Origin of the sequence: Streptomyces sp. NPDC093544, assembly GCF_040683495.1 — a bacterium.
In the GTDB taxonomy this organism is placed as follows: domain Bacteria; phylum Actinomycetota; class Actinomycetes; order Streptomycetales; family Streptomycetaceae; genus Streptomyces.
The window spans coordinates 18,426-39,984 of sequence record NZ_JBFBEA010000018.1; the positions used below are offsets into that span (position 1 = coordinate 18,426).

The following is a 21,559-nucleotide window of genomic DNA, read 5'->3' on the forward strand; positions in this document are numbered from 1 at the left end:
CGGGGACGCAGGCTGGCCGAGATCTCCCGAAACGGCGTGGAGGCGATCCATCTGGATCCTGCCCCGGACCATCCGCCCGCGATGTTCTCCTACGCGCGGGACGGGGCAGACGTCTGTGGTTTCGGAATTGGCGAAGAAGTCTGGCGATGGGGGGACCAGCCGAACCTGCTGCTGCCGGAGCTGATTGCGGCCGGCGTGTTGTACCCGGACGGCGAGTACGCCCGACCGGAAGACGAACCCCACCGTGACCGGGACCGCCACACGCTGTCGCTCATAGAGGCGCGATTCGGTCTCTTGCTTCCTCGCGACGACGTGGAGAAACAGCGTCTACCAGCCTTCATCATCGATTGAATTGACGGCCGTTGATCGAGGCTCGGCCATCGAGCAAGCGTCGATGGCACGCGCTCAGCCTTCCCTGTCACAGGACAGCCGGTGAGCGAGTTGATCTCTGTTTGGCGAAGGCGCGGATGTCTTCGCAGAGCGGGTGCATAGGATCGCCGGCATGGCTCTGCGACCTGTTCAGGTGAACGTAAAGGCTGTTGATGACTCGGCGGTCGGCCGGTTCTGGGGGGAGGCGCTCGGCTGGGGTGTTTCCAGCTCGGAACCCGGCGCGACCGGCGTCAAGCCCGCCGGCTTCGACTGGCTGGACCCGGTCGGCATCTGCGTCGATGTCATCGCTGTCCCGGAAGGCAAGACGACAACAAAGAACCGTGTGCACATCGATCTCGCCAGCACCTCTGTGGCCCATCAGGCGGAGTTGGTCGCGCGCCTTCAGGGTCTCGGTGCGACGCCCGCCGACGTGGGCCAGGGTGATGTGCCGTGGACGGTCCTCGCCGACCCGGAGGGCAATGAGTTCTGTGTGCTGGAGCCTCGGGAGGTCTACCGGGACACCGGGCCGATCGCCACGGTGGTGATCGACTGTGAGGATCCGCGGGTCATGGCCCGGTTCTGGGGCGCGGCGATCGACTGGACCCTGCACGAGGCGACTGACGATCATGCGGTGTTTCGCTCCGCCAAAGGCGTCGGCCCGTATTTCGAGTTCCTCCGCGTGCCCGGCGTGAAGACCGTGCCGGACCGCGTCCATCTCGACCTGTTGCCGGGCCCTGGTGACGACAAAGAGGCGGAGGTGGCACGGCTGCGGGCCCTCGGCGCCACCGACCTCGACATCGGCCAGGGCGACGTGCCGTGGACGTGCCTGGCCGACCCGGAGGGCCACGAGTTCTGCGTCCTCGCCCGGTCCTGACGCGGAGCCTCGACGACGCCCAGGCGCGTGAGGCCATCCAGGGGCGCCCGGAGTGGCTTTCAGCAAGCGCCGCCGGCGTTCCGGATCATCTGCTGGAGCACTTTCAGGGTGGTGACGTAGTCGGCATCGTCGATGCCCTGGTGGATGTGGGCGCGGATCGCCGGGGCATGCTGCTTGAAGTCGGCACGAGCCGCGTCCCCCGCCTCGGTGATCCACAGCCGGCCCTCGCTGTCGCGGGTGAGCCGGTCGTGCTCCAGGAGGACCTCCGCCTCGGCCGACAGATCGTCCTCGGGCCTGAGGTAGGAACTCATGGCCTGCTGGAGTTCGGGAACGGTCATTCCGTGGCCGTCGAGTGAGAGGTCGTTCTTCGACAGATTGCGCAGCAGCCAGAACTGGGGCTGGGTGAAGCCGTGTTCGGCCTGCCGGGCACGGGTGAACGCGATGAGGGCTTCGTAGGCCACTCCGGTCCAGTACGCGGCCGGCTGGGCGACGAGCTCGGCGTCCGAGAGGTGCTGTGTCGTCATGCGTGGCTCCCCTGTGGATGGTCGCTGACGCAAGCACCGTAGAACCTGAAGTTAAGTTGAGAGCAAGGCTGTGGGGCAGATCGCTGAGCGTCGGCCAACGTGCCGCGCCATGCGATCAGGTGATGCCTTCGCCGGGAGCGGCGGGAAGGTCGTCGAGGAAGGTTTCCGTCGGTACGTGGAAGAGGCATCCGGTGAGCGCGGTCGAGAAGTCGAGGATGCGATCGTGCACGCCCGGTCGGTCGCCGACGAACATGTTCCTCAGCATCCGTTCGGTCACCTCCGGAGTACGGGCGTAGCCGATGAAGTACGTGCCGAACTCGCCGTCGCCGACGGTGCCGAAGGGCATGTTCTCCCGCACGATCTTGAGTTCGTTGCCGTCCTCGTCGGTGATGACGTTCAGCGCCACGTGCGAGTCGACGGGCTTGACCTCGTCGGGGAGTTCGATGTTGGCCAGCTTGGTCCGCCCGATGACCTTCTCCTGCTCGTTCGACGGCAGGGCGTTCCACGCCGTCAGGTCGTGCAGGTACTTCTGGATGATCACGTAGCTGCCGCCCTTGAAGGCGTGGTCCTCGTCGCCGATGAACACGGCTTCGACCGCCGTCCCGCCTTCGGGGTTCTCGCTGCCGTCGACGAAGCCGAGCAGGTCGCGCTCGTCGAAGTACTTGAAGGCATGCACTTCGTCGACCACCGTGACCGCGCCGCTCAGCCGTTCCGCGATCAGCCGGGCCAGTTCGAAGCAGAGGTCCATACGACGGGCCCGCACGTGGAACAAGAGGTCGCCAGGCGTGGACGGGGCCCGGTGACGGTCACCGGCCAACTCCACGAACGGATGCAGCTCCCGTGGGCGCGGCCCGCTGAACAGGCGGTCCCACGCGGCCGATCCGATGCCGACGACACAGGTGAGCTCGTCGTCGGGTGCGCGGTAGGCAACCGAACGCCGCAGGCCCGAGAAGTCTTCCAGCAGATCTCGGACCGTGTCCTCGTGGCCCGGCGTAAGGGTCACCACCAGAAATACAGTGGCTCTGGCCGGTGAGACGATCACGGCCTGCGACTCAACCACGAGCCGGCCTCCTCATGAGATGCGGAAGGGTCTGTGCTGGGCGCCGCCGCCGGTCCCACCTGCCATCCTGATCGGTCCGGGAGAAAACCGCGCGGGAACGGGCCCCGACGGTGTCCGTCACCACGCGCCGCCCGGGTTCTCCTTCTGCCAACTCCACCGCCACAGCGTGCTGAGCCGGTGGTCGTGCTCGTAGCCGGCAGGCAGACGCCCCAGTCGCTCGATGGCCTCGGCAGTGCGTGGATCGTCGCGGCGGGCGAGACCGTAGGCGGCTGCCAGGCGTACGAGGAGATAGTCGTCGTCGAGCAATCCCGCCAGGCCATCGGCGACGGCCGGCGCCAGATCCTGGAACTCGGCCAGTGTCGACACGGCCGCACCCCGCGTCTCGGCATCCGGATCCTCGGCCAGCAGGAGCAGCGCCCGGGTGATGTCAGGGCGGAGGTCGTCGTCCCGCGAGGCCGCCATGCACGCGCTGAGCCGAACCTGGGTGTCCGGGTCGCGCGTGAGGGTGAGCAGTGCCGCCCTGGCGGCGGGGCTGCGGGTTCCAGCAGGGCGCGCACCGCCTCGGCGTCCCCCGTGTGAACCGCCGCTCCGAGCCGGTCGTCGGGGCCGCCCGGCTCGTGGGCCGAGCGATTCACATGCCTCGCCAGATGTTGTCGTAGGCCGCGTCCTCGACGCGTCGCCGTTGGCGTACGGCTTCCAGTTCCGTGATGGAGTCGTGGACGGCTGCCAGTACGGTCGCGATCGCGTCGTCGGTGATGCTGGTGGCCTCTTCGGGCTGCTCGTCCTGGATGCCCACGGCGGCCGCGAGGGCGGTGAGGACGGGCTCGCCCGAGGTCCAGCGGTCGGTCGCCTGGCGACGGTCCGGTGAGTCGGTCAGCTCTGTTTTGTCGGTCCGGCCGGGAATCCACCGGTGGCGTCGGGGGGTGACCTGTACGTCCGTCCCCAGGGCGGCGAGATAGGCCGAGGACAGATCACGGCCCCGGCGCCACAGCCAGTCCTCGACGGATTCGTACGGCTGCTGCCGGAGGAGCGACGACGCGGCCTCGTCCAGCAGGTGATCGTCCACGGCCACTTGCGGGCCGGGCACGATGCGGTCGTCGTCCAGGGTGAGGGCCTGGGCGCCGAGGAGGTCGACCAGTTCCGCTCCCGCGAGGGCCAGCGACAGGTCGCCCTGCTCGGCGGGACGGCTGGACGCGACGTCCATGGTGATGATCAACAGGTCCCGCGGTGTGGTCATTTTGGGCTCCATGTCTGAGACATCGGTGACGATACGTCGCCGAGGGGAGGGTCGGCATCAGGGGGCCGCATGAGGTCGCGCCGGAGAGGGATTCTTCAGGAAAGGCTGTTCAGTCCAAACTGGACAGTCTGGCCTGAAGGAATTAGCTTGGTCGCATGGACGATGACGACATCGAGGGCGCCGAGGGGATCTCCGGGTCCGCCGCCCGTGCCGCCCAAGATCTGCGCGTGGCGTTCAGCCGGCTGCGGCGGCGGATCAGGGAGGTCTCCGAGTCGGAGGACCTCACGCCTTCGCAGGTGTCCGCACTCACGCTGGTGAGCAAGAGCGGGGCAGCCACGGCCAGTGCGCTGGCGACGGCCGAAGGGGTCCGCCCGCAGTCGATGGCCGCCACGCTCGCCGCGCTCGACGAGCAGGGGTTCATCGAGCGCAACCCGGACCCGTCGGACGGCCGGCGCCAGCTCGTCACACTGACCGTCGCCGGTCGCGAGCGCGTCGAGGGCACCCGGCAGGCCCGCGAGGAGTGGCTGGCCCGGGCCTTCCAGGACCGCTGCACGGAGGCCGAACGGCAGACCGTCGTCGACGCGATGGCCGTACTGGAACGGCTCACCCGCCCGTGAACGTACTGGAACGGCTCACCCGCCCGTGAACGTACCGGAACGGCTCACCCGCCCGTGATACCGAAGCTCACCCGCTCCGCCAGGCCGCCGCGCGCGGCCCCCGCCGGCTTCGACCGGCGGCTGATCGCCCCGATGATCCTCGGGTCCATCCTCAACCCGGTCAACTCCTCGATGATCGCGGTGGCGTTGGTGCCGATCGCGGCCGCCTTCGGGGCGCCGGCCTCGGAGACGGCATGGCTTGTCTCCGCGCTCTACCTCGCGACCGCCGTCGGTCAGCCCGTCATCGGGCGGCTGGTCGACACGCACGGACCCCGTCGTCTCTACCTCATCGGCACGGCACTGGTGGGCGTCGCCGGACTGCTGGGCGCCTTCGCCCCGTCCCTCGGCGTGCTGATCGCCGCCCGGGTGCTGCTCGGATTCGGTACGTCGGCCGCGTATCCCGCGTCCATGTACCTGACCCGGAGCGAGGCCGAGCGCACCGGGATGGAGAGCCCGGCCGGTGTTCTGACCGCGCTCTCGGTCGCCAACCAGACCGTCGTCGCCATCGGCCCCACCCTGGGCGGACTGCTCATCGGCGCGGGTGGCTGGCGCGTCATCTTCACCGTCAATGTCCCGCTGTCGCTGGCCTGTCTGGTGCTCGGGGCGCTGCGGCTGCCGAAGCACCGGTACCGGACACCGCGTACGAAGCAGGCCGTGGATCTTGTGGGCATGGTCCTGTTCGCCGCGATGCTCGTCTCGCTGATGGTGTTCCTGATGAACCCGGGGATCGCCGATCTGTATCTGCTCGGGCTGACGGCCGCCGCGGGAGCGGGGTTCGTGCTGCGGGAACTGCGCGTCGCGGAGCCCTTCATCGATCTGCGGGTGCTCGGCGGCAACCTGCCCATGCTGGCCACCTTCCTGCGCCAGTTCCTGAGCTTCACCGCCGTCTACGGGTTCCTGTACGGGTTCCCGCAGTGGCTGGAGGAGGGCGGCGGGCTGCACGCGTCCGCCGCCGGACTGCTCCTGCTGCCGCTGTCGTTGAGCGCGCTGGCCGTCTCGGCTGCCACCGGACGGCGTGAGGACGTCCGCGCCAAGCTCGTCGTCGGCGGCCTCGTACAGATCGCCGCCTGTTCGCTGCTGCTGGTGGTGGGCTCCGGCAGCCCCGTCTGGCTGCTCGCCGCCGTCGGCGTCCTCATGGGCGTACCGCAGGGCCTCCTCGGCCTCGCCAACCAGAACGCCCTCTACCGGCAGGCCGACCCCGCACGCATCGGCTCCGCCGCCGGACTGCTGCGCACCTTCACCTACCTCGGCGCGATGGGCGCCTCCGCCGCCACCGCGACCTTCTTCGCCCACGGCGCCGACACCCACGGGCTGCACGGCCTGGCCCTGTTCATGCTCGCCGGAGCCGTGCTGCTCCTGGCGGTGACCCTCCTGGACCGTTCCCTCCGCACCATCACCCCCGTCACCCCCGTTTCCGGAAAGGCCTCCTGATCATGGCTCTCAGCACGCTCGACCCCCGTACCGCGCTCGTCCTCATCGACCTGCAGAACGGGGTCGTCGGGAACCCCGCCCTCGCCCCGTACCCCGCCGCCGAGGTCGTGGAGCGCGCGGGCGAACTCGCCGACGCCTTCCGCGGCCACGGCCTCCCGGTGATCCTCGTACGGGTCACCTTCGCCGCGGACGGGGCGGACGCCGTGCCCGGCCGCATCGACGGCGGCAGCCACGCCCGCACCTGGCCGGAGGGCTGGGACGTCATCGTCGACGAGCTGGCCGGGCACCCCGAGGACATCACCGTCATCAAGCGGAACTGGGGCGCCTTCCACGGCACCGACCTCGACCTGCACCTGCGCCGCCGGGGGATCACCCAGATCGTGCTGGGCGGCATCGCCACCAGCATCGGCGTGGAGTCCAGCGCCCGCGCCGCCCACGAACACGGCTACCACGTCACCCTCGCCACCGATGCCATGTCCGACCTCGACGCCGACACCCACCGCAACAGCGTCGAGCGGATCTTCCCCCGCCTCGGCGAGACGGGGACGACGGCCGAGGTCATCGAGCTGCTGGCGAAGACCCGCCCCTGACCCCCCGCGGGTGGCGACGGGTCAGTGACCCGCCGCCGCCAACTCCCGTACCAGCGCGCTCGCCACCGGCACAGGCACCCCGTACCGCTCGGCCGCCCGCAGCAACGCCCCGCCGATCGCGTCCAGTTCGAGGGGGCGGCCCGCCTCGGCGTCGCGCTGCATGGAGGACTTGGCGGCGGGCGGGAAGGAGTCGTAGCGGGCGAGGGCGGCGGCCGGGTCGGCCGGACCACCGCACGCGGCGCTGACGGCCGCCGTTTCCTCCACCAGCGCCGCCAGCTCCTCGCGGTGGAGGGTGCGTACGTCGCCCAGGGCGAGCCCGTATCGGGTGGTCAGCAGAGCGAACGGGGCGAGGAAGGACATCTTCGCCCACAGCGTTGCCGCCTCCCCGTCCTGGACGCGGGTACCCATGCCGGCCCCCTCCAGAGCTCCGGCCAGCGCGTCCAGCCGTGCGCGCTCCACCGTCTCGCCGGTCAGGTCGACCTCCGCGAAGGGGCTGCCGTGTTCGATCAGCCCCGGGGCCACCCGAGCCGACTCCACGCGGATCACCGCGGGGGCCACCCGTTCGGGGCCGTAGCGCTCGCGCAGGGCCGCCGGGTGTTCGACACCGTTCAGGAACGGTACGAGCAGGCCGTCGCCCGGCGCCTTCGCCGGGACGCGCTCCAGGGCCGCGTCGAGCACCGTGGCCTTGACCGCGATCAGACACGCGTCGACGGGCTCGCGCAGCTCGGTGTCCGCCTCGACCCGAGCCGTGAAGTCGCCGAAGTGCCCGCTGCGTACGCGGATGCCGTCCGCGCCGAGCGTCCGCGCGGTCTCGTCGCCTGCCAGGCAGATCACCCGGTGCCCGGCGCGGGTCAGCAGCGCGGCGAGCAGACCGCCGACGCCGCCGGGGCCCAGCACCGCGATCGTCATACGTGTGACTTGCGCTGTCTCCATGGTTGTTCGGTCCTCTCGTCGGTCGGTCCCCGGGAAGGGTGGCCGCCTCGGAGTGGATCATCGCAGCCGGTACGGATGTATCGATACCCCGGGGACGAGAGCCGCGGCCCGGTGTAAGCGCTGCACGGGATGTCGGCGTACGCGCGACACTGGACGTATGTGCCGCAGCATCAAGACACTCCGTCCGCCCGTGATCCCCGAAGAGGCCACCGAGGAGGAGATCCGCGCCGCCGCCCTCCAGTACGTCCGCAAGGTGTCCGGCTTCCGCGCCCCCGCCGCCCACAACCGTGAGGTCTTCGACCAGGCGGTCGAGGCGATCGCGGCGGCCACGGCCGAACTCCTGGACGGCCTGGAAGTACGCGGGACAGCAGCCCAAACCCAACGCGCCTAGGCGCCGCCGGCCGTCTCCTCGGGCACGGGCCGCCGCATCAGGTACGCCGCGCCCGCGCCCGCGCCGAACAGCGCCAGGAGCGAAACCCCTGTGGCGAGCCAGGTCGTGCCCAGCCACTGGCCGCCGAAATAGCCGAGGGCGACGCTGTACACGGCCCAGGACAGGCCCGCGAGGATCGACCAGGGCAGGAACTCGCGGACCCGGCGGTGGGCGGCGCCGGCGCCGAGCGAGACGACCGAGCGGCCGGCCGGGGCGAAGCGGGCGACCACGACCAGCGGGCCGCCGCCCCGCGCGAGGGCCGCGCCGAGACGTTCCTGCGCGCTGGTCAGGCGGCGGGAGCGGGCGATTGCCCGGTCCAGCCGTTCGCCGCCGTGCCAGGCCAGGTGGTACGCGACCAGGTCGCCCAGGACGGAGGCGGTGGCCGCGGACAGGGTGAGGAACAGGATGTCGGGCACCGCCTGCGGGACATCGCCGGTCGCGGAGCCGGCCGCGGCGGCCGTCGCGGCCATGATGACCAGCACGCCGCTCGGCAGCACCGGCAGGAAGACGTCGAGCAGGACCGACGTGGCCACCGCCACATAGATCCATGGGCTGCCTGTCAGCGACCCCACACTCTCAAGCACCCGAAACACTCCCCTGAACTTCCCCCCGTAGGCACAACCACGCCGCGGCGTAGCGGGGAGCGGCAGGGCGGCCTGTGACAGCCATACAGCGTACGCCGCGGGTGTGACAGGAGTTCCACGGGGGGCTCGTGGGGGTTCGTGCGTCTCCCGCACCACGTTCACCCGGCTGCCGCCCCCGCACGGCGCACCGCGCCGACTTCCCGTACCAACGAGAGGGGGATCGGTTCTCGCGGGGGTGCGCACAAGCCCAAGAGGAGTTGGACAGCGATGGTGGCAGGGATACTCGTCGGCGCTCTGGCGTCGGCCGTACTGGCGACGGGCGGCAGCGGCAGGGCCGCGCCCGACGGCTACTGGATGAAGACGGACGCGCGGTTCGCGCCGCCCACCGCCTTCGTCCCGTCGGCGGCACTGACGTACGACACGTCGCTCGTGCCCGCGGCCTCCCGGATCGAGGTGAGCCAGCGCACCGAGGCGAATGGCGCCACGACCGTAGGGCTGAAGGTGGAGGGCCTGAAGCCGGGGCACGTGTACGGCGTGCATGTGCACCAGAAGCCGTGCGGCGCCGAGCCGGCCGCCGCGGGCGGGCACTACCAGCACCGCAAGGACCCCGTGCAGCCGCCGACGGACCCGGCCTATGCCAACGCCGACAACGAGGTCTGGCTCGACTTCACCGCCGACGAGCGCGGCGACGGCGGGGCGAGCGCCCGGCACGACTGGAACTTCAGGCGCGGCGAGGCTTCCTCCGTGGTGCTGCACAGCGCGCCGGGCATGGCCGGCAGCAGGGTGGCCTGCTTCACGGTCCCGTTCGGGTGGGCGGCCGGGACGGGCTGAGCGGGCACGACGACGGCCGACGGCGCCCGTCCCCTCGTACGCCTTCGTACGAGGGACGGGCGCCGTCGCGCGAGCGGTCAGGCCGTGACAGGCTCCGAGGCCCGCTTCTCCGCCGGCTCCACCTGCTCCGAGGACGTGCGGGAGGCGATGAAGCGGTCGAGGCCGAAGGCGCCTGAGCCGGTGAAGACCAGCAGCAGGAAGGCCCAGCTGAACATCGCCGCGGCCTCGCCGCCGTTCTGGATCGGCCACAGGGCGCCCGACTGGTGCACATCGAAGTACGCGTACGCCATCGAGCCCGAGGCGATGAACGCGGCGGCGCGGGTGCCGAGGCCGAGCAGTACCAGGATGCCGCCGACGAACTGGATGACGGCCGCGTACCAGCCGGGCCAGGTGCCGGCGTCGATGCTGCCGCCGCCCATCGCGCCACCGAGGACTCCGAAGAGCGAGGCGGCGCCGTGGCAGGCGAAGAGCAGCCCGACGACGATGCGGAACAGGGCGATGGCGTAGGGCTGGGCGCTGTTGAGGCGTCCGGACACGGGGGGTCTCCTTCGGTCAGGGCCGGTCCGGTGGGACGGACCGGTCGTGGGGACGGAACCGAGTGAGCCACCTACGCTAGGGGCGCCTAATCAATGCTTGCAAGTTCAACATTCGGCCACTGGCCGGCTCCCGTTTGCGCTTCCGTTTCTGATTCCGCTTCGGCCGTCGCCGCATGCAGTGCCACCCGTAGCGCCTCACGCGCCACCGCGTCGGCATCCGAGAGCATGACCGAATCCACACCCGGTCTGGCCCCGGCCGCGGTCACCCAGTGCACGCCTTCCGTGGGCACGCCGAAGGCGAACCGCCGTGTGTGAGGCCGACCTTGACGGTCGATCAGACGGTAAGGGCGCGGTGTTACGTCCAGCCCTCCGGTTTCGTAACCGTCGACGGTGTGCGGGCGGCACCGGCCCGTCTTCAGCAGCCGCCCGAGCAACTCGTCCGCGGTCCGCCGTACGTCCGCTTCCGGCAGCCGCGCCTCTACGAGCGTCGTCGTGCGTACGGTCGAACCCGGCACGTCGGGGGAGTGTGCGACCCAGGCCCCGTCCTCGGCCCGCACACCGAGGCGGGGCCCGAGAACGGTCAGCACACCCGCCTCGATCAGTGCCGCCATCTCCTCGACACGCTGCCGGGGCGGCCCGATGGAGAGGAACGCGTTGAGCGGCGTATACCAACGGTCCAGGTGCTCCCGGCGTGAAGCGCCCGAAAGCCCTCCGTGGTCCACGATCCGGCGCAGCTCGTTGCGCAGGTCGCGCAGCACGTCCAGGGCGGCCTTGAGCGGGCCCTCGACATTGCCGAGCGCGGCCTCCTCGGCGTCCTCGCGCAGATATCGGAGCAGCCAGTTCCGCCAGGCGCCGGGGCCGGCGAAAACCTGTCCGGCGTAGGGGCGCGAAATGCGGTCCCAGGACCAGCGGTCGGCGGCGGGGATGCCGAACTCGGCCAGAATCGAACCCTCTTGGGTGCCGCAGTGCGGTGCGGCGAGGAACCGGTCCCTGAACCTCCTCGGCTCATGCCCCTCCAACAGCCCCTCGTAATAGACCGTTTCCACCTCCTTCGCGACCAACGGCCATATCTCGCGCAGGAAGTCCGGTGCGTCACCGGAGTCCGCGCGCTTGCGGAAGGAGGCGATCACGTCGTCGGTGAGGACGACGGGCAGATGCCGGCCGTACGGGCCCTTCGCGTTGTCGCCGCGGGCCTGGTGCGGGATGCCGCGGCGGGAGCCGGCGTACAGGCGGGGCTCGTCGCCCGAGGGAAGGTAGCGCAGGCCGCCCTGGCGGGTGCGGGTGAAGCGGCCGCCGCGGCCCGTGGTCAACAGGGCCATGTGGTCGAAGAAGTTGAGGCCGAGGCCGCGCAGCAGGACCGGCTCGCCGGGGGTGAGCGGGGAGAGGTCGACGTCGGCCGGATTGGCGGGCGCGACGCGGCGCAGGCCGTGCCGTTCGGCGTACGCGGTGAGGTGCTGCTCCGCGGGGTCCGCGAGGACCGGCAGATGGCCCTGCGCGAGGATCACGGCGGCGAGGCCGGACAGGGTGCGGCCGGTGGAGAGGGTGACCGTCTGACGGCCGTCGCGCGCGTCGTCGAGCCGGGTCGCGCGCGCGGTGTGCACCTCGACCCGCACCTCGGGCGGCGCCTCGCGCACCACCTTGCCGAAGACCCACTCCAGATAGCGGCCGTACTGGGCGCGGGTCGGATAGTCGTCGGGGCCGAGCTCGCCGCCCGCCCAGGCGTGCAGGCTCGGCCCGGGACGTATCGGCCCCGAGCAGTCCACGCTCTCGTCGGTGAAGAGGGTCACCTGAGAGGCCACGGTGTTCATGAGCAGATGCGGCGACTGCGCGGCGCGCCAGACGCGGCCGGATCCCGGTGGGGCGGGATCGACGACGTGGACCGTCAGCCGTACACCGGGCGCGAGGAGCTCCGGCACGGAGGCGCAGAGGCGCTCCAGGACGCTGGTGCCGCGCGGCCCGGCACCGACGAGGGCGACGGAGACATGCGAGGCTCTGGTGGGCGCGGCGGGCGGTGCGGACAAAGAGGTGACTCCCGGCATGTGGGGTGCAAGGCAGCGGACCGTCCGTCGGAAGCGGACGGTCCGCCTCATCATGCCGTCGTACGGTGCGGGAGCCGAGACCAGGGGCAGATCATCGGCGCCGCATGTGGGATGCCTCACGAGCATCAGGGACCACGTGCACAACAACCCTACGCAATGCGCTTATCAGGGGGTGAGTACTGATTCGTCCACCGTCTCCAGACGGGCGGCTCCACCGCGTACGACCTGTGCCTGATCGAGACGCAGGGACGCCGAACGCCCGCGCAGCGTCAGGGTCATCAGCTGGTTGCCGAACCAGGGCCCGCCGCTTCTGCCCCAGTTGACGGGCGGGTGCGCGCAGCGGCCGTGCCGGCGGAGCCGGTGTCCGATCATGCGCCCCAGCCGGCTCCAGCCGAAACGGAAGCCGAGTTTTATGTAGCGGGGGATGGAGTTGTGGACGGGGGAGCAGGTCAGCTGGAGCACGCGGGCGTCGGGTTGTGCGCCGTCGACCCAGGACGGCTCGGTGACGTAGGCGTGGTGCACGTCCCCCGACAGCACGCACACCGTGGCCGGGGCGGCGTCCCCCGACCCCACCTCGGCGATGAACTCGGTGAGCGCCACGAACGACGACGGGAACGCCGCCCAGTGCTCCAGGTCGGCCGCCCTGCGCACCTTCTCCCCGAACCGCGCCCAGCGCTCGCCCCGTTCACCCACGCACAGCGCCGCGTTCCAGGCCTCGGCGTCGTGTATGAGCGGGGGCAGCAGCCAGGGCAGGGAGGTGCCGATGAGGAGATGGTCGTACGAGCCGGACGACTCCAGCGCCTGTTCGCGCAGCCACTGCGCCTCGCCGGAGTCGATCATCCGGCGGTTCTGCTCGTCCAGGACGCGGGCCGCGCGGCTGTCGAGCATGACGACGCGGACGCGGCCGAAGTCGCGGCGGTAGCTCCAGCGGACGGAGGCGGGGTCGGCGTCCGCCCGGGCGGCGAAGGCGCGCAGGACGTCGGTACCGTCGGGGGTCTCGCGGACGGCGGCGTACAGGGGGTCCTCGGCCAGTTCGCGCGGGGAGAGATTGCCGAGGTGCTGGTGGACCCAGTACGAGGTCAGGCCGCTCAGGATCCGCTCACGCCACCACGGCGTTTCGCGCATGTCGGCGACCCAGGCGGCGCTGGTGTTCCAGTCGTCGATGACGTCGTGGTCGTCGAAGATCATGCAGCTGGGCACGGTGGACAGCAGCCAGCGGATCTCGGGGTCGAGCCAGGACTCGTAGTAGAGGCGGGTGTACTCCTCGTAGTCCGCGACCTGGTGGCCCGGAGGGTCGTCGAGGTCGCGGCGCGCGGCGATCCAACTGAGCGTGGACTGGGAGACCTCGTCCGCGTACACCTGGTCGCCCAACAGCAGCAGGACGTCCGGGCGTTCGCCTTCCGGGTCCGCGGCGATGCGGGCCGCCAGGGTGTCCAGCGCGTCGGGGCCCGCCGGGTCCTTCTCATTGTCGGGCGGCGCGGCCCAGCGGCAGGAGCCGAAGGTGACCCGGACGGTCTCGGCGTCGGGGGTGCTGACGACCGAGGGCGGGAAAGCGGAGTCGGGCAGAGGCCAGACGGGTACGTCGTCCAGCCGCACCTCGTACGCGGTCCTCGTGCCCGGGGTCAGGCCGCTCACCTGCACCAACGCGTAGTGATGTCCGGCGATCTGGAAGGTCCGGGACTCGCCGCGGGTGCCGTCGGCGCAGCGCACTTCGGCGGTGCACGGACGGCTCGCCTCGACCCAGAAGGTCGCGGACGAGCCGTCGACGTACCTCAGCAGCGGTCCCAGGCGCAGTTCCGCCAAGTTGATCAGCCTCCTCCGTCGCCCCGTACGGTACGGAACGACGGAGGTCGGCGGGGAGGTTCCGGGAACCGGTCAGTTAACAATCGCGCCGGATCAGCAGCCGCTGAGAACGGACGTCAGCTTGGTCTTCTCCGCGGTGTCGATCGAGAGGTCGTAGTAGTACTTCACCTGGACCCAGGCACGGACGTAGGTGCAGGCATAGGCGGTGCGCGACGGCATCCAGGTGGCCGGGTCCTGGTCGCCCTTCGACTGGTTCACGTTGTCCGTGACCGCGATGAGCTGCGGACGGGTCAGGTCGTTGGCGAACCCCTGGCGCTGGGCGGTGGTCCAGCTGTCGGCGCCGGAGTCCCAGGCCTCGGCCAGCGGCACGAGGTGGTCGATGTCGAGGTCGGACGCGGCGGTCCAGGTCGCGCCGTCGTAGACGGAGTACCAACTGCCGCTGGTGGACGCACAGGCGGAGTCGGTGACGACGCCCGAGCCGTCCCGCTTGAGGACCGTCTCGCGGGTGTTGCAGGTGCCGGAGATGGTGATCCAGGTGGGGAAGAGGTCGCGGTCGTAGCCGGTGCGGTCCTCGGTGGCCACGGTGAGGGAGGCGAGGTAGGTGCGGGCGGTGGCGGCGCTGACCGGGGTGGGCAGTGCGGCGGAGGCGGTCGGGCCGTTGAATATCCCGACCATGGCTATCAGACCGGTGACCGCTGCGAGTATGCTCAGCCGTCGACGCGCGTAGACCTTGGGCATGCTGACTCCGTTGGAGTGGGGGGACGTTGGGGGCGGGCGAGCACATGCTTGCGGCGGCGTGTTTCCAGGAGATGTGTGTCAGGTGAGAAGCTAGTGACGTGCGCATGACACATCAACACTTCTGAGGTACCAGAACTCCTACGCCCGCGGCGGGACCAACGGCCCTATGCGGCCCGTGCGGCCATCCCGTAGGATGGATGGCGCAGAAGGGGAGTAGCTCTTCGCCGGACCGTCGACATACTGCTCAGCTCGTCTGAGCCGGCGCCCGGAGGCAGACCTCGTTCACGCGAGGCCGGCCAGCGAGACCTTCGGCAAGCAGTGCACCGCCTGTGCCTTTCGGCGCGGGCTCCCTGTGTGCTGCCATGCCGAGGTGTCGCAGCGCAGTACAGCACTCTCGGTGGGGCAGCCCGACCGATTGAGGAATTTTGATCAGCTTCAGCGTGATGGCGCTCGTCTTCGGCGTCGTCTTCCTCGCCGAACTCCCGGACAAGACGGCCCTCGCCGGGCTCATCCTCGGCACGCGCTACCGCGCCTCGTACGTCTTCGTCGGCGTAGCCGCCGCCTTCGCCCTGCATGTCGCACTCGCCGTGGCGGCGGGCAGCGTCCTGACCCTGCTGCCGCAGCAGATCCTGCACGCGCTCACCGGCGTGCTCTTCATCGGCGGCGCCGCCGTGCTTCTGCTGAAGAAGGACGAGGACGAGGGGGAGGTCCGCAAGCCCGAGAACCAGGGCTTCTGGAAGGTCTCCGGGGCGGGCTTCATGCTCATCCTGGTCGCCGAGTTCGGTGACCTCACCCAGATCATGACGGCGAACCTCGCGGCCCGTTACGACGACCCGCTCTCCGTCGGTCTCGGCGCGGTCCTCGCGCTGTGGGCGGTCGCCGGGCTCGGCATCGTGGGCGGCAAGGCCCTGATGAAGCGGGTGCCGTTGCGGCTGGTCACCAACGTCGCGGCGGTGCTGATGCTGGGGCTCGGGTTGTGGAGCCTGTTCGAGGCGGTGACGGGGTGAGCCGCTGAAGGCCTGGTCGGAGGCGGTGGCGCTGGAGCCTCCTATTTTGTATCGTTAAGAAACAAAGTGACTCCCGCCCGCACTCCCTGACCGGCGGGCGGGGTCACCTTGTTCCTGGGGGGCCGTAACCACCCCCTTTACTGGGTCTTCCGCGTTTCTCCCGTTTCCCCCTTTCCCCCGTTTCTTACGTCTCTCGCGCTCTGGAGCATGCCGATGACGGCTCCCACCGTTCTGACCGCCCGCGCCCTCCTGCTCGACATGGACGGCACCCTCGTCAACTCGGACGCTGTCGTCGAGCGCTGCTGGCGCCGCTGGGCGGACCGGCACGGGCTGGACGGGAACGAGGTCATGAAGGTCGTCCACGGCAGGCAGGGGTACGCCTCCATGGCGGTGCTGCTGCCGAACCGGCCGATGGAGCAGAACTACGCGGACAACGCGCGGATGCTTGCCGAGGAGACCGCCGACATGGACTGCGTCGTCGCGGTCCCGGGCGCGCCGGAGTTCCTGGCCTCGCTTGCCCTCGCCGGGCTGTCGCACGCGCTCGTCACCTCCGCGGACGTGGGGCTGTCCACGGCGCGGATGGCTGCGGCCGGGCTTGCGCTTCCCGATGTGCGGGTCACCGCCGAGTCCGTCGGGGCGAGCAAGCCGGATCCCGAGGGGTTCCTGAAGGGCGCGGCCGAACTCGGCGTCGCGCCCGAGGACTGTGTCGTCTTCGAGGACTCCGGGGCCGGGATCTCGGCGGGGCGTGCCGCCGGGATGCGCGTCGTCGGGGTCGGCCCTCGGGCCGGCTTCCACCGTCCCGACGCGCTCGTCTCCGACCTGACGCAGGTCCGGGTGGAGGCTCTGTGGGGCGGGGGGATTCGGCTGCATGTGGGGTGACGGTGGGCGCGCCGGTGCGGGCCACAGGTTTTCTCGCCCCCTCCGCCCCTACCCGTCCCTTGCCCCTGGGGGCTGCCGCCCCCAGACCCCCGCTGTCGGCCTGAAGGGCCTCGTCCTCAAACGCCGGACGGGCTGAAGATCTCTCGCTCGGCCGGAGCTGGAAGGTGCTGTTGCGCGGCCCGCACCCGCATGACGGCGGGAGGGGGCGTGTCGGTACGTCCAGATGCCCGTCGCGTACGTTCGCGTCACCGGACCCGTCGCTTCCTGCCCGACGTCTGATCCGGCGGCGACGGGCGGGACGTACCGGCACGCCCCCGACCCACCCACAACCCGGACCCGCCCCCGACCCACCCACGCGCCGGACGCGCCGGACCGCAGGCACGGTCACGGCTCCGACGTCTCCGCCTCCAGGCTCGCCCGGGTCGTCCGGCCGTACACGCCCAGCTCGTCGGCCGTGATCCCCCGCGCCCACTGGTAGCGGGTCACGGCGTCCTCGACCTGCCCGTTGTAGTCGCCGTCGGCTTCACCGATGTACAGGGCCAACTCGCGCAGGCGCAGCTGGAGTTCGGTGACCTCGGGGCCCTTGTCGCCGCGTTGCAGGCTCTGGGCCGCGGGCTCGTCGGCCGAGGCGTCGCCGGTGGCCTCCACCGAGCCGCCGGCGCGCTCGGTCGTGGGCGTCTGCGTGGGAGTGACCGAAGGGGACGGTGTCGCGGCAGCGCTCGACGAGGGCGGCGCCGAGGGCGACGGGCTCGTGCTGCGGGACGGAACCGGTGCGGCCGGCACCGGCGGCGCCGATGACACGCTCGCGGACGGCGACGCAGAGAAGGACGAGGGCGATCCCTCCGGCACGCTCGCCCGCACGGCGTCCGGCGCAGCCTCGTCCCGCGAGGGAGCCTCGTACGCGAAGAACCCGCTGGCCAGCCCCGCCGCAGCCACGACCGTAACCGCGGCTCCGGCGACGCCCAGGAACACGATCCGCCGCCGACGGCGGGTCGGCTCGTCGGAAGGTTCGCCGACGCCGCCCGGCCCAGCCGCCACGGACGGCACCGCGGCGAGCCGCATCGTCGCAGCCGAGGCTTCCTCAGGAAGCTCCGGCGCAGCGACGGGCACCGGCGCGTACATCGGTACCAAAGCCGTGCCCGTACCCCTACCGGTACCCGTACCCGTACCCGCGCCCCCATCCCCCGGCTCCAGCTCCACGTAAGGCCGAATCCGCAGTGGATCGAAGTCCTCCGCCGCAGCCGCCTCAGCCGTACGCGCATCCCGCAGCGCGTCCGACGCCCGCTGGGTGCAGCCGCACGACGGGGTGCCGTCCGGTGTGCGAGGCGCCGCGCACTCGGGGCAGACATGCCCGTTCGGTTCAGTCACGCGTGGGTCCCTCCCCTGTCCTCCCCCTGAGGAACTCCAGAGATTATCCGTAAGCCCCGCACGATCTCCCCGGAGCCCCCGGAATCCCGCCCTCCGCGGGAGGAGCCAGGACTCAACAGGCCATAATCGGTCACACCGATCAGGATGGGGGATGACCGAGACGCGGGGACCGGCGGGAGGTCCGCATGACCGAGGACGGGCACGGCACGGACGGCGGGCAGCCCGGGCCGCAGGGCGGGAACGCGCCGCGGGGCGTGAACGAGAGCGCCGACAGGCGACGCGACGCGGCCGCCACCGACGCCGGTGAGACGGCACACGGCCGAGTGCTCGTCTCGATCGGCGCACTGCTGCTCGGCATGCTGCTCGCCTCCCTCGACCAGACGATCGTGTCGACCGCGCTGCCGACCATCGTCAGCGACCTGGGCGGCCTGGAGCACCTGTCGTGGGTCGTCACCGCGTATCTGCTCGCGTCGACCGCGGCGACCCCGTTGTGGGGCAAGCTCGGCGACCAGTACGGCCGTAAGAGGCTTTTCCAGATCGCGATCGTGATCTTCCTGATCGGCTCCGCGCTGTGCGGCCTCGCGCAGAGCATGACGCAGCTGATCGGCTTCCGGGCGTTGCAGGGCCTGGGCGGCGGCGGACTCCTGGTGCTGTCGATGGCGATCGTCGGAGACATCGTCTCGCCGCGCGAACGCGGCAAGTACCAGGGCCTGTTCGGCGCGGTGTTCGGCACGTCGAGTGTGCTCGGCCCGCTCCTCGGCGGGTTCTTCACCGAACACCTCAGCTGGCGCTGGGTCTTCTACATCAACCTGCCCATCGGCCTCGTCGCGCTCGTCGTGATCGCGACCGTCCTGCACATCCCGGTCCGTTCCAAGAAGCACGTCATCGACTATCTCGGCACGTTCCTGATCGCCGCGGTCGCCGTCTGCCTGATCATGGTGGCCTCGCTCGGCGGCACCACCTGGGGCTGGAGCTCTCCGCAGATCATCGGCCTCGCGGTCCTGGGCGTCGTACTGGCCGTGGCCTTCGTCGCCGTGGAACGTAGGGCGGCCGAACCCGTCCTGCCGCTCAAGCTCTTCCGCATCCGCACCTTCGTCCTCGCCGCCCTCATCAGCTTCATCGTCGGCTTCTCGATGTTCGGCGCGATGACCTATCTGCCGACGTTCCTCCAGGTCGTCCAGGGCGTGACGCCGACGATGTCCGGCGTGCACCTGCTGCCGATGGTGTTCGGCCTGCTCATCGCCTCCACCGGCTCCGGACAGATCGTCAGCCGCACCGGCCGCTGGAAGGTGTTCCCCATCGCCGGTACGGGGATCATGGCCATCGGCCTGCTGCTGCTCCACCAGCTCGACGAGTTCAGCAGCACCGGCGAGATGAGCGCGTACTTCTTCGTCTTCGGCCTGGGCCTCGGCCTGGTCATGCAGGTGATGGTGCTGATCGTGCAGAACGCGGTCTCGTACGAGGATCTGGGCGTCGCCACCTCCGGCGCCACCTTCTTCCGTTCGATCGGCGCCTCGTTCGGCGTGGCCATTTTCGGCTCGCTCTTCGCGAGCCGTCTCGGCGACAAGCTGACGACCGCACTGAGTGGACAGCAGCTCCCGGCGGGCACCACCGTGGACGCGCTCAAGGCCGACCCGAAGGGCATCGCCGACCTGCCGGCCGCGCTGCGACCACCGGTCGTGCACGCGTACGCCTCCTCCATCACCGATGTCTTCCTGTACGCGGCCCCGGTCGCCCTCCTGGGCTTCGTGCTGGCCTGGTTCCTGCGCGAGGACAAGCTGCGCGGGGCGGTCACGGCGCCGGACGCCACCCAGACGCTCGCGAGCAACCCGGTGCAGCGTTCGTCGTACGACGAGGTGTGCCGGGCGCTGTCGGTGCTCGGCACCCGGGAGGGGCGGCGGGAGATCTACGAGAAGATCACCGCGCGGGCCGGCTACGACCTGCTGCCCGCCGCGAGCTGGCTGCTGCTGCGGATCAGGAAGTACGGGTGGGCCGAGCCCGCCCAGCTGTCCGAGGGCAGCGCCGTACCGCTGCCCGTCGTGATGGCCGCGGCCCGGCAGATCGAGGAGCGCAGGCTCGCCGTCCGCGAGGGACTCGACCTCGTGCTGACCGACGAGGGCCGGGAGGCCGCCGGGAAGCTGTCCAAGGCGCGTGAGGAGTCCCTGGCCGAGCTGCTCGGCGACTGGTGGAGCCCGGACCGCCCGGCCGATCTGGCCGGTCTGGTCAAGGAGTTGAACGCGGAGCTGTGCGGCTCGGACGGGGAACGCCCCCACAACGGCACGGTGCCACGCCGTACTACTTGACCCTCACAACCGCTTCTCGAACCAGTGCTCGGCGTAGACGTCGTCGTTGTGCGCCGCGGTCTCCACGTAACCGTGCCGGGCGTACAGCGCACGCGCCTCCACCAGGTCACCGCGGGTGTCGAGAATCAGCCGCTCGGCGCCGAGTCCACGGGCCGCCTCCTCGGCCGCCGCGAGGAGTACGGGGCCGCCGCCCTTGCCGCGCAGGTCCTCGCGCACGAAGACCCGCTTCAGTTCACCGGTGCTCGGGTCGAGCATCCGCACGCCCGCCGTGCCGCCCGCCTCGCCGTCGTACCGCGCGACCAGCAGTGCCCCGCCCGGCGGTACGAAGCAGTCCCCGGTGTCGGCGGCGATCTCCCGTTCCAGTTCCTCGGGGTCCGTCGGGTGCCCTTTGTGCAGCAGGTACCAGCGGTCGCTGACCTCCGTGTAGTACGCCCGCCAGAGCGCGGCGGCGACGGGGGAGTCGAATGGTTCGGGGGCGACGGTCCAGGAAGCCGGCGTACTACGGGTGGTGGTCATGGCGGTCATTGTCACGGGGTGCCGTGCCGGGCGGGCAAGCGGATTTCGGTGGACTGCCGCGCGACGCCCACTGTTTGAGAGGCGCTGTGCGGGCAACCCGGGTTGTGAACCGGCCCGCCGTTGGGTCGGGAAGACCCCCGGAAGGCACCCATGTCCACAGGCGTGATCATCGCTCTGATCGTGATCGTGGCGGCCGTTGTCGTTGTCGCGGCCGCCGTGACCCTCCTCGCTCGAAGGCCGCAGGGCGGGCGCAGCCTGCAGCGGCGCTTCGGGCCCGAATACGACCGGGCCGTCGCCCGTCACCACGGTGACGTGAAGGCCGCGGAGCAGGACCTGACCGAACGCGTGAGCCGACACGGTTCGCTGCGGGAGCGGGCGCTCGAGCCCGCGGTCCGCGACCAGTACACGGCCCGCTGGGCGGCCGCCCAGGAACGCTTTGTCGAGTCGCCGCAGAAGGCAGTGGCCGAGGCCGACCAGCTGCTCGGCGAAGTGGCCGGCGCGCGGGGATTCCCCGACGGCGGCCAGTACGACGAGCAGTACGCGGCACTCTCCGTCCACCACGGGCCCCACGTCCACGGCTACCGCCGGGTGCACCGCGCCGCGCAGGCCCGCGTCCCGGACGGCCATGGCAGTACCGAGGAGCTGCGCGAGGCCATGATCGAGGCCCGCGTCCTCTTCGAGGAACTGGTGACTGCCAACGGCCAGGACACCCCCCGTCACCGGACGGACGCGGACGGGAAGACGCCCACCGCCCGGACCACAGCCACCCGCCCCGAGGGCTCCGCCCCCGAGGGCCGATCCCACCTGCCCTGGTCGTCCAACAAACACCAGGCGAAGGGGAGTTGAGAATC

At 70.8% G+C, this 21,559-nt stretch carries 24 protein-coding genes; 12 read left to right on the plus strand and 12 right to left on the minus strand.

What is annotated here, in order from left to right; all coding sequences use genetic code 11:
• The first annotated feature begins 36 nt into the window (after positions 1 to 36).
• Both AB0N66_RS26420 and AB0N66_RS26425 read left to right on the plus strand, forming a co-directional pair.
• The gene (locus tag AB0N66_RS26420; protein ID WP_365439493.1) at positions 37 to 351 is read left to right on the plus strand and encodes a hypothetical protein; all 315 of its coding nucleotides are present in this window, start codon (positions 37 to 39) and stop codon (positions 349 to 351) included.
• Positions 352 to 502: 151 nt separating this feature from the next.
• Positions 503 to 1,243: a VOC family protein gene (locus AB0N66_RS26425; protein ID WP_365439495.1), complete on the plus strand. Its 741-nt coding sequence runs from the start codon at positions 503 to 505 to the stop codon at positions 1,241 to 1,243.
• Between the two features lie 59 nt (positions 1,244 to 1,302).
• On the opposite strand, the gene AB0N66_RS26430 is transcribed toward AB0N66_RS26425, so the two are convergent.
• The 4 genes from AB0N66_RS26430 to AB0N66_RS26445 form a co-directional block, all read right to left on the minus strand.
• Positions 1,303 to 1,767, minus strand: coding sequence for a MarR family transcriptional regulator (locus tag AB0N66_RS26430; protein ID WP_365439497.1), 465 nt, complete (start codon positions 1,765 to 1,767; stop codon positions 1,303 to 1,305).
• 115 nt (positions 1,768 to 1,882) lie between these two features.
• A complete protein-coding gene (locus AB0N66_RS26435) occupies positions 1,883 to 2,827 on the minus strand; it encodes a Dyp-type peroxidase (RefSeq protein ID WP_365439499.1) in 945 nt (314 codons plus the stop codon).
• Between the two features lie 117 nt (positions 2,828 to 2,944).
• Complete coding sequence (locus AB0N66_RS26440; RefSeq protein ID WP_365439501.1) at positions 2,945 to 3,289, minus strand: HEAT repeat domain-containing protein; 345 nt, start codon at positions 3,287 to 3,289, stop codon at positions 2,945 to 2,947.
• Positions 3,290 to 3,458: 169 nt separating this feature from the next.
• Complete coding sequence (locus tag AB0N66_RS26445; RefSeq protein ID WP_365439503.1) at positions 3,459 to 4,064, minus strand: GPP34 family phosphoprotein; 606 nt, start codon at positions 4,062 to 4,064, stop codon at positions 3,459 to 3,461.
• 155 nt (positions 4,065 to 4,219) lie between these two features.
• Between AB0N66_RS26445 and AB0N66_RS26450 the strand changes: the two genes are divergently transcribed.
• Genes AB0N66_RS26450 through AB0N66_RS26460 form a run of 3 tightly spaced genes read left to right on the plus strand, consistent with a single transcriptional unit; the run spans position 4,220 to position 6,741 of the window.
• Complete coding sequence (locus AB0N66_RS26450; RefSeq protein WP_365439505.1) at positions 4,220 to 4,681, plus strand: MarR family transcriptional regulator; 462 nt, start codon at positions 4,220 to 4,222, stop codon at positions 4,679 to 4,681.
• Between the two features lie 54 nt (positions 4,682 to 4,735).
• Positions 4,736 to 6,151, plus strand: coding sequence for an MFS transporter (locus AB0N66_RS26455; RefSeq protein WP_365439507.1), 1,416 nt, complete (start codon positions 4,736 to 4,738; stop codon positions 6,149 to 6,151).
• Positions 6,152 to 6,153: 2 nt separating this feature from the next.
• Positions 6,154 to 6,741, plus strand: a complete 588-nt coding sequence (locus AB0N66_RS26460) for a hydrolase (RefSeq protein ID WP_365439509.1) — start codon at positions 6,154 to 6,156, stop codon at positions 6,739 to 6,741.
• A 21-nt stretch (positions 6,742 to 6,762) separates the two neighbouring features.
• Here the strand turns inward: AB0N66_RS26460 and AB0N66_RS26465 are convergent, their stop codons facing one another.
• The gene (locus AB0N66_RS26465) at positions 6,763 to 7,674 is read right to left on the minus strand and encodes a 2-dehydropantoate 2-reductase (protein WP_365439511.1); all 912 of its coding nucleotides are present in this window, start codon (positions 7,672 to 7,674) and stop codon (positions 6,763 to 6,765) included.
• Between the two features lie 157 nt (positions 7,675 to 7,831).
• Between AB0N66_RS26465 and AB0N66_RS26470 the strand changes: the two genes are divergently transcribed.
• The gene (locus AB0N66_RS26470) at positions 7,832 to 8,065 is read left to right on the plus strand and encodes a DUF2277 domain-containing protein (protein WP_365439513.1); all 234 of its coding nucleotides are present in this window, start codon (positions 7,832 to 7,834) and stop codon (positions 8,063 to 8,065) included.
• Here the strand turns inward: AB0N66_RS26470 and AB0N66_RS26475 are convergent.
• Positions 8,062 to 8,688, minus strand: a complete 627-nt coding sequence (locus AB0N66_RS26475) for a VTT domain-containing protein (protein WP_365439515.1) — start codon at positions 8,686 to 8,688, stop codon at positions 8,062 to 8,064. The genes AB0N66_RS26470 and AB0N66_RS26475 overlap by 4 nt on opposite strands.
• 267 nt (positions 8,689 to 8,955) lie before the next feature.
• Between AB0N66_RS26475 and AB0N66_RS26480 the strand changes: the two genes are divergently transcribed.
• Positions 8,956 to 9,519: a superoxide dismutase family protein gene (locus AB0N66_RS26480; RefSeq protein WP_365439517.1), complete on the plus strand. Its 564-nt coding sequence runs from the start codon at positions 8,956 to 8,958 to the stop codon at positions 9,517 to 9,519.
• Between the two features lie 77 nt (positions 9,520 to 9,596).
• Here AB0N66_RS26480 and AB0N66_RS26485 read toward each other — a convergent pair whose 3' ends face one another.
• The 4 genes from AB0N66_RS26485 to AB0N66_RS26500 all read right to left on the minus strand — a co-directional run bounded on the left by AB0N66_RS26485 (position 9,597) and on the right by AB0N66_RS26500 (position 14,635).
• The gene (locus tag AB0N66_RS26485) at positions 9,597 to 10,055 is read right to left on the minus strand and encodes a DoxX family protein (RefSeq protein ID WP_365439519.1); all 459 of its coding nucleotides are present in this window, start codon (positions 10,053 to 10,055) and stop codon (positions 9,597 to 9,599) included.
• Between the two features lie 86 nt (positions 10,056 to 10,141).
• A complete protein-coding gene (locus AB0N66_RS26490; protein WP_365439834.1) occupies positions 10,142 to 12,094 on the minus strand; it encodes an FAD/NAD(P)-binding protein in 1,953 nt (650 codons plus the stop codon).
• Between the two features lie 165 nt (positions 12,095 to 12,259).
• Positions 12,260 to 13,897 carry an alkaline phosphatase D family protein gene (locus AB0N66_RS26495; RefSeq protein WP_365439521.1) on the minus strand — a complete coding sequence of 546 codons (1,638 nt, stop codon included), beginning with the start codon at positions 13,895 to 13,897 and terminating at the stop codon, positions 12,260 to 12,262.
• Positions 13,898 to 13,990: 93 nt separating this feature from the next.
• The gene (locus AB0N66_RS26500; RefSeq protein ID WP_365439523.1) at positions 13,991 to 14,635 is read right to left on the minus strand and encodes an HNH endonuclease family protein; all 645 of its coding nucleotides are present in this window, start codon (positions 14,633 to 14,635) and stop codon (positions 13,991 to 13,993) included.
• 425 nt (positions 14,636 to 15,060) lie between these two features.
• On the opposite strand from AB0N66_RS26500, the gene AB0N66_RS26505 reads away from it, so the two are divergent.
• Together AB0N66_RS26505 and AB0N66_RS26510 are read left to right on the plus strand one after the other, a co-directional pair.
• Positions 15,061 to 15,642: a TMEM165/GDT1 family protein gene (locus AB0N66_RS26505; protein ID WP_365439525.1), complete on the plus strand. Its 582-nt coding sequence runs from the start codon at positions 15,061 to 15,063 to the stop codon at positions 15,640 to 15,642.
• A gap of 207 nt (positions 15,643 to 15,849) precedes the next feature.
• The gene (locus tag AB0N66_RS26510) at positions 15,850 to 16,521 is read left to right on the plus strand and encodes an HAD family hydrolase (RefSeq protein WP_365439527.1); all 672 of its coding nucleotides are present in this window, start codon (positions 15,850 to 15,852) and stop codon (positions 16,519 to 16,521) included.
• Between the two features lie 384 nt (positions 16,522 to 16,905).
• On the opposite strand, the gene AB0N66_RS26515 is transcribed toward AB0N66_RS26510, so the two are convergent.
• The gene (locus AB0N66_RS26515; RefSeq protein WP_365439529.1) at positions 16,906 to 17,169 is read right to left on the minus strand and encodes a peptidoglycan-binding domain-containing protein; all 264 of its coding nucleotides are present in this window, start codon (positions 17,167 to 17,169) and stop codon (positions 16,906 to 16,908) included.
• Here AB0N66_RS26515 and AB0N66_RS26520 point away from each other — a divergent pair.
• Both AB0N66_RS26520 and AB0N66_RS26525 read left to right on the plus strand, forming a co-directional pair.
• Positions 17,159 to 17,725, plus strand: coding sequence for a hypothetical protein (locus AB0N66_RS26520; protein ID WP_365439531.1), 567 nt, complete (start codon positions 17,159 to 17,161; stop codon positions 17,723 to 17,725). The genes AB0N66_RS26515 and AB0N66_RS26520 overlap by 11 nt on opposite strands.
• A 349-nt stretch (positions 17,726 to 18,074) precedes the next feature.
• Positions 18,075 to 20,192 (plus strand): MDR family MFS transporter, encoded by a 2,118-nt coding sequence (locus AB0N66_RS26525; RefSeq protein WP_365439533.1) that lies wholly within the window; start codon positions 18,075 to 18,077, stop codon positions 20,190 to 20,192.
• A gap of 3 nt (positions 20,193 to 20,195) precedes the next feature.
• Here AB0N66_RS26525 and AB0N66_RS26530 read toward each other — a convergent pair whose 3' ends face one another.
• Positions 20,196 to 20,708: a GNAT family N-acetyltransferase gene (locus AB0N66_RS26530; RefSeq protein WP_365439535.1), complete on the minus strand. Its 513-nt coding sequence runs from the start codon at positions 20,706 to 20,708 to the stop codon at positions 20,196 to 20,198.
• A gap of 150 nt (positions 20,709 to 20,858) precedes the next feature.
• On the opposite strand from AB0N66_RS26530, the gene AB0N66_RS26535 reads away from it, so the two are divergent.
• Positions 20,859 to 21,554 carry a hypothetical protein gene (locus AB0N66_RS26535; protein ID WP_365439537.1) on the plus strand — a complete coding sequence of 232 codons (696 nt, stop codon included), beginning with the start codon at positions 20,859 to 20,861 and terminating at the stop codon, positions 21,552 to 21,554.
• Positions 21,555 to 21,559 lie beyond the last annotated feature (5 nt).